Annotated in this window: 1 protein-coding gene; it reads left to right on the forward strand. The window is 66.2% G+C overall.

Translation table 11 applies throughout. From position 1 onward, the window contains the following. On the forward strand, positions 1-9,204 hold a 9,204-nt coding region (locus tag AB4Z47_RS30100), incomplete at both ends, for a protein phosphatase 2C domain-containing protein (RefSeq protein ID WP_441956005.1).

The raw sequence follows: 9,204 nt of genomic DNA on the forward strand, positions 1-9,204 counted from the left end.
AAACGGGCACACGGTGTTCGGCGCGGCCAACTTCGGTGGCGGTCGGGGTGGGCACCTGTTCGTGGTCTACAAGGACCCGGACACCGGTGTGGTGCGGGTGCACGAGGGGCTCGGCGACGAGGAGCGTGATGTCACGTTCGCGGAATGGAACCCGCCCGTCGGTGCGGTGGGTTTCGCCGGGATCGTCTTCGGCGAAGGCAATCGGCCACTGGACGCGGTGGATCCGGAGACCGGCCCGCGGATCGACCCGGGTGTGAGCATCCCGGAATGGGTCGGCGCCCGCCCGGATACACCGCCCGATGCGGAGCCGCCCGATCCCCAGCTCGAAGCCCCATTGCAACGAGAGCTGCCCGGTGGTGGTGACGGCACCGCTGCCTCTGGCTCGGTACACGTCCCGCCGTCTGGAGAACCTCCCGGGGCGAATGCGGTTCCGGAAGTATTTCGGTCGGCACACGAGGATTTGGTCGTCGAACGGGCCGAGGCGGCGGCGGAATTGGCGAAGGCGGCCGCCAAGACGGGCGCCGACGTGGACATCTTGCAGTCGGAGCGGTTCGAACAGGAGCTGGAAGCCGCTCGGCGGCGCCTGGGCGAGCAAGGGGTCCTCGACGCGGACCGCTACGACACCGAGTTGCGGGTGGCGACCCTTCACTACCGCGAGGTCGCCGCGATGGTTCGCCGGCTCGAGGAACTCGGTGGCGTGTCGAAGGATGCGACGCCATCGCGGCACCGGCTGTTGACGAAGCATGCTGCCGCGGTGCTGAGTCGGCAGGAAGCGTCGCACAGTCTGCGTGAAGCTGCCGCCGTGGCGGGTGCTGATCCTGTGGCGTTGCGGTCGGTGGCGCGAGTCCGGACCGAGATGGATACGTTGCGGGGCCGAATTCCCGATGCGGCATATGGGCAGCTGTCCTCAGCTCTGAGTAGCTATTTCGACAACGCGGAATCGGTTCGCCGGTTGGAGCGGGCTATCGCCGCGCACGACGTTGTCGTGGAAAGCCGTGTTGCCACCACTGATCCCGAGAAGTCGCTCGCAGTCCGGGGGATTCGGAACTTCTCGGCAGACCAGCGAGAACTGACCGTGTGGTTCAGCTGGGGTGAAGCAGGGGCGGTGGAAGCTGCCGCGTCGGCGTTGGGGGACAAGCTGCGGGAGTTGGGCTGGCGTGACCCGGATCAGATCGCCGCGGCGATGGAGGTGGTGCGCAACGCCGGGCTCGGTGCGCGGCGATTCATAGCGGACTTCCCCGCACGGGAGGAGCTGAATCAGTTCGGAAACCTGAATGGGCTTCCCGGAATGTTGAAGGGTTCTCGCCCTGGAGGGGATCCGAATTCTGTCTTCCCCCATGAGATGCTGCGACCACGAGTGCAACTGACGGTGCGACTGTCGGCGAATGCCGATGTCCGATCGCTGCGTGTGTCCGTCGAATGCGACCAGGTCCGGCCGGTGGGGCCGTTGGAGGAAGAAGTTCTTCAGGGCCTGGACGAGCTGATTCCGCAGCACAGTGCCGATGCGGTGGGTGCGGAGGTGTATCGGTCGCTCGAGGCTGCCACTCGGTCGGGGGTGGAGACACATGGCGAAGTGTGGGCGCATTTCGAAGAGCCGCGTGTGGCGGAAGAGTCGACCCGAGGCCCGGCCGACGGCGACGAGGTGGCCGAGTCGCTGGATCAGGCAACGCGGGATTTCGAGGCCAAGCGGCGGATAGTCGAGAAACTGCGCGACGATCACAATGTCCGGTTGCTCGGATGGGAGGACGGGGATGTCCTGATCGACGCCTTGACGTCCGCCGATCGCACGTTGCGTCAACTGATCGCGGAATACGGGGGCAAGCACAACCTTCGAGAAGTGCGCTTCCTCGATGAGACGGCATTGCGAGCCATCGACCCACTGTCGTCTGCGGCGGCGACGTATTACTGCGGGACCCGTTACACCGCGACGCACGGGAATTACTACGCGGGCATCGCGATCGATCGAAGAGCGATAGCCGACCCGGAATGGTCCGCGGAGACATTGCGCCACTCGCAGGAGGAGACCCACTGGTGGGGCCGGTCGCCAGGCGACTTGGTCTCCGCTGTCCTGCGCCACGAGTTCGGCCACGTGGTGGATCAGTCCCAGGGAATCACCAGGTCTGGTGGCAGCATTCGAGACAGGCTGGAAAAAGCCTTCGATGTTTATCGAAGCCGTGGATTGATACCGGCGGAAACCGAATTCGACGCCTGGTTGAGCCTGCTTCCACGCTACGCCTTCATCGACGGCGACCCCGCAAAGGGATTGAACGACAAGGAGGCGCTGGCAGAGGGAAGCAAGACCGGGGCAGAGGACGCGTCGTTGCCGCTGACCGACCCGGCGCGAGTAATACATGCATTGTCGCATGGCGTCGACGCCGAAGAGTTCGCGAATACCATGGCGGACAGGGCGCAGGGGCACACCGTCGACATCCTGGATCGGCCGACGGGACCGGAGTTCGACGGTGACGCCGATATCGAGGCCATGATTGCCGACCGCTCGGCGGCGCTCGGCATAGATACCGAGGCCGCGCTTCTCCTCGAGGCAAGTCTGTTTATCGAGGAGAAATATCTGAGCATCGCGATCGATGAAGTCACCCGGAGGCGGGTGCGTGAGATGGTCGTGGCGCTGCTGGATCGCGGTTTCCAAGTCCCGAGAAACTGGGTGAGTGAGAGCGGCCTCAGCACGCTGAGCGTCATGGACGGCGACCGCAAGGTGCTCGAGGTGGCGTTGGATGACGGCAGCTTGCGCGTACATCTCGAGCTTGACCTGATCGAGGGGGTCCCGGCTCGAACAGTGGCCGTGGACCAGATGGTCGGGCTGATCGCGGACTGGGCGGATCATGAGAACAAAGCCGCCGCACTCGACTCCATGTCGACAAAGGTCGGCGAGCTGCTGGCGGAAGGCTACAAACGTGGCCGGCTGGATGTCACGGTGGCCGGCGGTGTGGGTGAACGACAGCTGAGGCTCGACGGCGAGACCGCCCACGGCCGTGCGGAGTTCGGCTACGCCGAGGCGAGTGGGTCCACGGCGCCGGTACAAACGTTTGCCGTGTCGCCCACCGGTCGCCGCGAGACGCATACGCCCGAGAAGGAGACGATCGCCTCAGCGCTGTCGAACACGGAGCCGGGCGAGCAAATTGCCTACGTGACAGACGTTTCCGTGGCAGGCACTACGCGTGAGGATGTGCCGCCGGTTGTGCGGGTTTCGCACGGCGAACCAGGCCATCGCAATGATTGTGTGCCGGTGGCGTTCGGGGAGTTGGACCGTGTGCAGGGCACGGGGTTGGTGGATTGGTCGGCGTTGGGTGAGGTGGGGCCGGAAGGTGTGTCCGGTGAGCGGATAGTCGGTGCGTTGCGGCAGCATCGTCCGACGGGTTTCGCGGATCGTGATGCGTTGCGGCATCGTCCGGTGGGTTTCGCGGATCGGGACGCGGTTGTTCAGGAAGTGGCTGGGCGGGGTGAGAATGCCGCGGCGGTGTTGTTCGAGGTCTACGACGACACCGGTATGGGGCATGCGGTGCTTTTGGTGAACAAGGGCGATCGGGTTGTCGTTCGCGAGGGTGATCTGGAGACGGACTTCGAGGACTGGTGTGGTGATCGCCCGGAGCCGACCGGTGTGTGGGCGGTGGTGGTCGAGAACGGCGAGATCGTGACCGGGCTGGGCACGCCGGGGCTGCCGCCGTTGCCGGACGGCAGGACCTTCGGGCGGAATCCCGCCGATGCTGCGTTCGGGCCGCGACACGGGCTGCGCGACCAGGATGGTCGGCCGGTTGCGGAGCTCGGGGAACCCGAGCGGGCTGAGCGGCTGGCGGGGGAGACCCGGTCGGCTGCCGGGGTGAGCAAGAGGGGCGCCCACGACCTCAACGAGGACGCGATGGTGGTCGTGGAGTTCACCCGCGACGGGAAACCGGTCGTGGTCGCCGCGGCGTTCGACGGGGTGAGCGGCGCGCCGGACGGGCACCGCGCGGCACAGGAGGCGGCGGCCGAGCTCAGCGCCTACCTCGAAGAGCATTGGCCGCGGGCGCGGTTCGGGCGGGGGCTCACCCGGGAGGCGGTGCTGCGGGACGCGCTGCACCATGTCCAGTTGAAGGTGCAGGCTTTGGGGCGGCGGCCCGAGTACGCCGACCACGAGGACAAGCCACAGTGCACGGTCGCGGTCGTGATCAAGGAATCGGATCGGTTCACCGTCGGGTGGGTCGGGGACAGTCGAGTGGGTTGGGCGTCCGCCGACGGTCGGCATGCGATGTGGTTGACCGACGACCACTCGTCCATCCCGCTGTTCGCGAAGGCGAACGGAATAACCGAGAGCGAGGCGCTCGAACGGAGCCCGTGGCTGGAGAATTACCGGCAGGCGATCGAATACGCCCTCGGTCGGGAGAAGTGGAACCCGGCCGAGCCGCATGACCACCTTGCACCGGCGGAATACGTCAAAACCATTCTGGTGTCGGATGACATCGACGCGCCCGTGATAGCCGAGGACGGCACGATCACGGTGCCGCGTGGTGGTGTCGCGTTCACGGTCACCGACGGCGCGGTGAAGACGATGTCCGGTCCCCAGGCGCTCGGCGAGGTGGTCGGCCGTCACGCCGGTGACCGGGGCGCGATCGCGGCCGCGCTGGTCGACCGGGCAGAAGCCAACGGAGAACTCGACGACATCACTGTCGTCGTCGTGCCGGATCCCCACGCCGAGGGCTCCCCGACCGATGCCGCCGCGTCGCAGGAGCCGCGCAGGCGGTGGCGGCCGAGCCTGCGGCGCAGGCCCGGCGCGGCGGAGCCGGTGCCGACCGCGCAATCAGTCCGTGCCACGGCTGATGAGGCCGGATTGCCGCAGCCCAGGCCGCCCCGCAGCCTCGGAGACCCCACAGGCATCCCATCAGCCGGCGACGACAGCTCGGAGGTCGAGGATGTGCCGGAGCCCGGTCGCGGCGGCCAGGGCAAGCCGGCGACCCGAATTGGCCGCGAACAACGGGACGGGGCGCTCCTCCCGGGCGGGGAGGACGTTCCATGGGTCGGTGACGGCACGGCTGCGCCTGGCCCGGTACATGTCCCGCCGTCTGGAGAACCTGTCGGGGCGAATGCGGTTCCGGAAGTATTTCGGTCGGCACACGAGGATTTGGTCGTCGAACGGGCCGAGGCGGCGGCGGAATTGGCGAAGGCGGCTGCCAAGACGGGCGCCGACGTGGACATCTTGCAGTCGGAGCGGTTCGAACAGGAGCTGGAAGCCGCTCGGCGGCGCCTGGGCGAGCAAGGGGTCCTCGACGCGGACCGCTACGACACCGACTTGCGGGCGGCGACCCTTCGTTACCGCGAGGTCGCCGCGATGGTTCGCCGGCTCGAGGAACTCGGTGGTGTGTCGAAGGGCGCGGCGCCGTTTCGGCACCGGCTGTTGACGAAACATGCTGCCGCGGTGCTGAGTCGGCAGGAGGCGTTGCAGAGTCTGCGTAAAGCTGCCGCCGCGGCGGACGCCGACCTGGTCGCGCTGCGGTCGGAGGCGCGAGCCGAGACCGAGATGGACAGGTTGCAGGGGCAGATTCCCGATGACGACTATTGGGAGCTCTCCGCGGCGCAGATCCTCTACGTCGAAAAGACGGAGTCGGTAAGCCATTCGGAGCACGCCGTCGTGGCACACGATGCCGTGGTGGAAGGCCGTGTCGACACCTCGGATCCGGATGAATCGGATGCCGTGCAACAAATTCGGAGTTGGTCGGCAGACCAGCGAGAAGCGACCGTGGCATTCAGCTGGGGTGAAGCAGGGGCGGTGGAAGCTGCCGCGTCGGCGTTGGGGGACAAGCTGCGGGAGTGGGGCTGGCGCGACCCGGGTCGGATCGCAGCGGCGATGGAGGTAGTGCGTAACGCCGGACTCGGTGCACTGGAATTCATCCGGGAATTCCCGGAACCGGAGGAGTTGGCACAGTTCGGAAACTTGCCGGGGTTCGACGGAGCATTCCAGAGCGCTCGCATCGGACAGCCTATGGAACACGTCTCCATCCGGCGCATTTTGTCGACGCCGTGGGTGGTACTGACGGTGCGATGGTCGGAGGATGCCGATATCCGATCGCTGTCTGTATCTGTCGAATGCGATCAATACCGCATGCAGGGGCCGTTGCCTGAAGAACTCTTCTCGGGTGTAGAAGAGCTTGTCCCGCATCACAGTGCCGCAGCGGTGGGTGCGGAGGTCTACCAGTCGCTGAAGGCCGCCGAGCGGTCGGGGGTCGAGCCCCACGGGGAAGCCTGGGCGCATTTCGAAGAACCGCGTGCTGTGGATGAGCAGGCGCCGGGCCGAGTCGACGGTGACGAGGTGCCCGAGCCTCCGGACCAGGCGACACGGGATTTCGAGGCCAAGCGACGGGTGGTCGACAAACTGTACGACGATCATCATGTCCGGTTGCTCGGATGGGAGGCCGAGGACGTTCTGGTGGACGCTATAGAGTCCGCCGACCGCGAGTTGCGTGACCTGATCGCGGAATACGGTGGCAGGCACAACCTTCGGGAAGTGCGTTTCGTCGATCCGGATGTGTTGAACCGCATCTCGGAAAATGCCACTGGACTGGCGAGTTCCTTCGGGACCAGTTATACCGCGACACACGCGAATTACTACTCGGTCATCGAGATCGATCGAAGGGCGGTGACCGACCGGAAATGGTCCGCGGAGACACTGCAGGTCTCGCAGGAGACCTTCTGGTGGGGCCGGTCGCCGGGGGACCTGATCTCTCATCTCCTACGTCACGAGTTCATTCATGTGTTGGATCGGTCTCGCGGAATCACCAGGTCTCCCGGCCGCTTGATAGCGAGAATGAATAGGGCCTTCGACGTTTTTCGCAGCCGCGGGTTGCCGCCGTCGCCCCTTACATTCGTCGGCTGGTCGGGGCTGCTTCCGCGTTATCCCTTCGTCGATGGCGACCCGGCAAAGGAGTGGAAGGAACAGGAGGTGCTGGCGGAGGCGGGCGCTTCCGGGGCACGCGACGCCTCATTGGCGTTGGACGATCCGGCGCGGGTGGCATACGGGTTGTCGCATGGACTCGACGCGGAAGAGTTCGCGCACACCATGGCGGACTGGGAGCAGACGCGGCTGCGCGTCGCGTATGGGAGCCGAGGTTTCCTGCGGCGGTTGGTGCAGAAAGTGCCCGCTCCGGCGCCCGCCGCCGAGGGAAACGGGGCGTATGCGCGTCCGTCTGTGCCGTGGTCGCACGAGGACTACCTGTGTGGTCCGTTGACGATGCAGGACGTCGGCGCGGTGACGGGCAGGGCTGGTCTCGACAAGTTCACCGCTGGGCTCGGGGGGATGCGGGTTCGTCGTATCGAAAAGGTGATGGGCGGGCGCAAGCAAGCTTTCGCGAATATCGACGAGGCCGTCGCCCGGTTGAAGGAGTGGGGTGCCCGGCGCGATAAGGAAAGCCCGGACAGCGGCAAGGACGTGGGCTTGTTGGTGTTCGAACCGACGCATTCCGGAAAGCGCAGGGGGCGCGGGGATGTCGGCCACATGTATTGGCTGGTTCGTCGAGTGGACGCGGACGGAACCGTCCGGATCGAGCGGCGCGACCCGGGCAAGGGTGTGTTGCAACCCAATTTCGTGCCGTCACGGGAGACGGCCGGGCATCCGGTATTCGGAATGTTCCTCGACAGCGACGGCGAGCGGGTGGAAGTCGCCGACGCCGACGGCGTCGTACGCACCAGCCGCCGCGATTTCCGTGTCGGCGCGTCCGGCCCGGAGCGGTCGGCGGATGCGGTAGATCCGGAGACCGGCCCGCGGATGGATTCGGCCGTGAGCATTCCGGAGCGGGTCGGCGCCCGCGCGTCTGACAACGAGCCGGTGGTGATATGGCTGGGCAGCAGCAGGATGGAGTTGACGCCTGGGAGACCGGTGACGTTCGGGCGCGGCGACTTTGATCCCGAAGGCAGGTTCCGGACCCGATTCCAGGACTTGGCGCCGGAGCACGTCACTTTCGGGGTGGAGCCGGACGGACGTGTCTGGATCGAAGATCTTGGGACACCGGGCGGCACCGAACTCGGCTACGACAAGATCGGCCACGTCCGAGTCGAACCCGGACATCGGGCGTATCTGAGCGGGCACGAAACTATCTTTTTGGGTCGGGATTTCGGCGTGATGTCGAACATTTTCCGTCCGCTTGCGTCGGCGCCGATGCCTGCTCACGTGGCGCGGGGCCGTGACCTGCTGGCCGATCTGGACTATGTTGCGGTCGCCGGGATGGTGCGCAACGATCTTCCGTCCGATCCAGGGTTGGAGGAAATAGCTCGGCGGCAGCGATTCGACGAATTGCCGACAGTGGTCGACCCGACCGGCGTCGACGCAGTGGTGGCCTCGGAGGGTCGGGAGTTCTTCCGGGGTGTCACCGATCCGACGCACGTCGACGAGTTCGAGTCCGGTCGGTATTTCGCCGGCAGGCCGGCGAAAGGGTTCACCTCCGGCAACGGAATCTACGTGACGACTCGGGAAGCCGCCGCACTGGACTTCGCAATGGATAGGCCGGAAGGCGTGATCCGGATGGCGCTGCGACCGGGTGCCCGCGTGATCCACGCACTAGACTTGCACGCCGAGCAGCGAGCGGTCCTCGATGAACTGCGGGACGAGCGGTCGCGACTGGAAGCACTGCCGCAGACTCCCGATGTCGCAGACGAACTAGCGCTGGTACAAGCGCGTTTCGACGTGCTGTCGGATGTGGGGCGGTACGCCGCGGTCCGGGGATACGACGCCTACATGACCAACGGCGGTCTGTCGAAGTATCACGCTGATTACTGGGTGGTCTTGAACCGTTCCGCGCTCGTGGTGCAGGGGCAGGGGATGCCGCATCCGCGGGCAGATACCGACCACGGCGGATTCGACGACGGCGGCGACGGCGCGATGGGGATCGCGATGCGGACGGCCGGTATCTGGACCGGGTTGTATCACGGTGCCCGACAGCAGATCCGGGCCGCGCTCGCCCGGCTCAGTTTCGGCCGTGGTTCAGCCGCTTCGATATCCGGGTTGCCGGATGCGACTGCGCTCCGGGCGGCCACGTCTGATCCGGGGCGGGTGCCGCGTACCTGTGGCCAGGTGGGTTTGCGGTTCGGTCGGGACGAGTTGGGTCTGCCGGTGAAGGTTCCGAGGCTGACCGGCAAGGTTCGTGCCAAGGGTTTGTCGGGTGTCGATATCGCCCTGGCCGCGGGTGGCAACTGGCAGGGTTTCCGGTTGGTTTCGCAGATGGT

The organism is Nocardia sp. 2TAF39 (genome assembly GCF_052114905.1).
Classification (GTDB): domain Bacteria; phylum Actinomycetota; class Actinomycetes; order Mycobacteriales; family Mycobacteriaceae; genus Nocardia.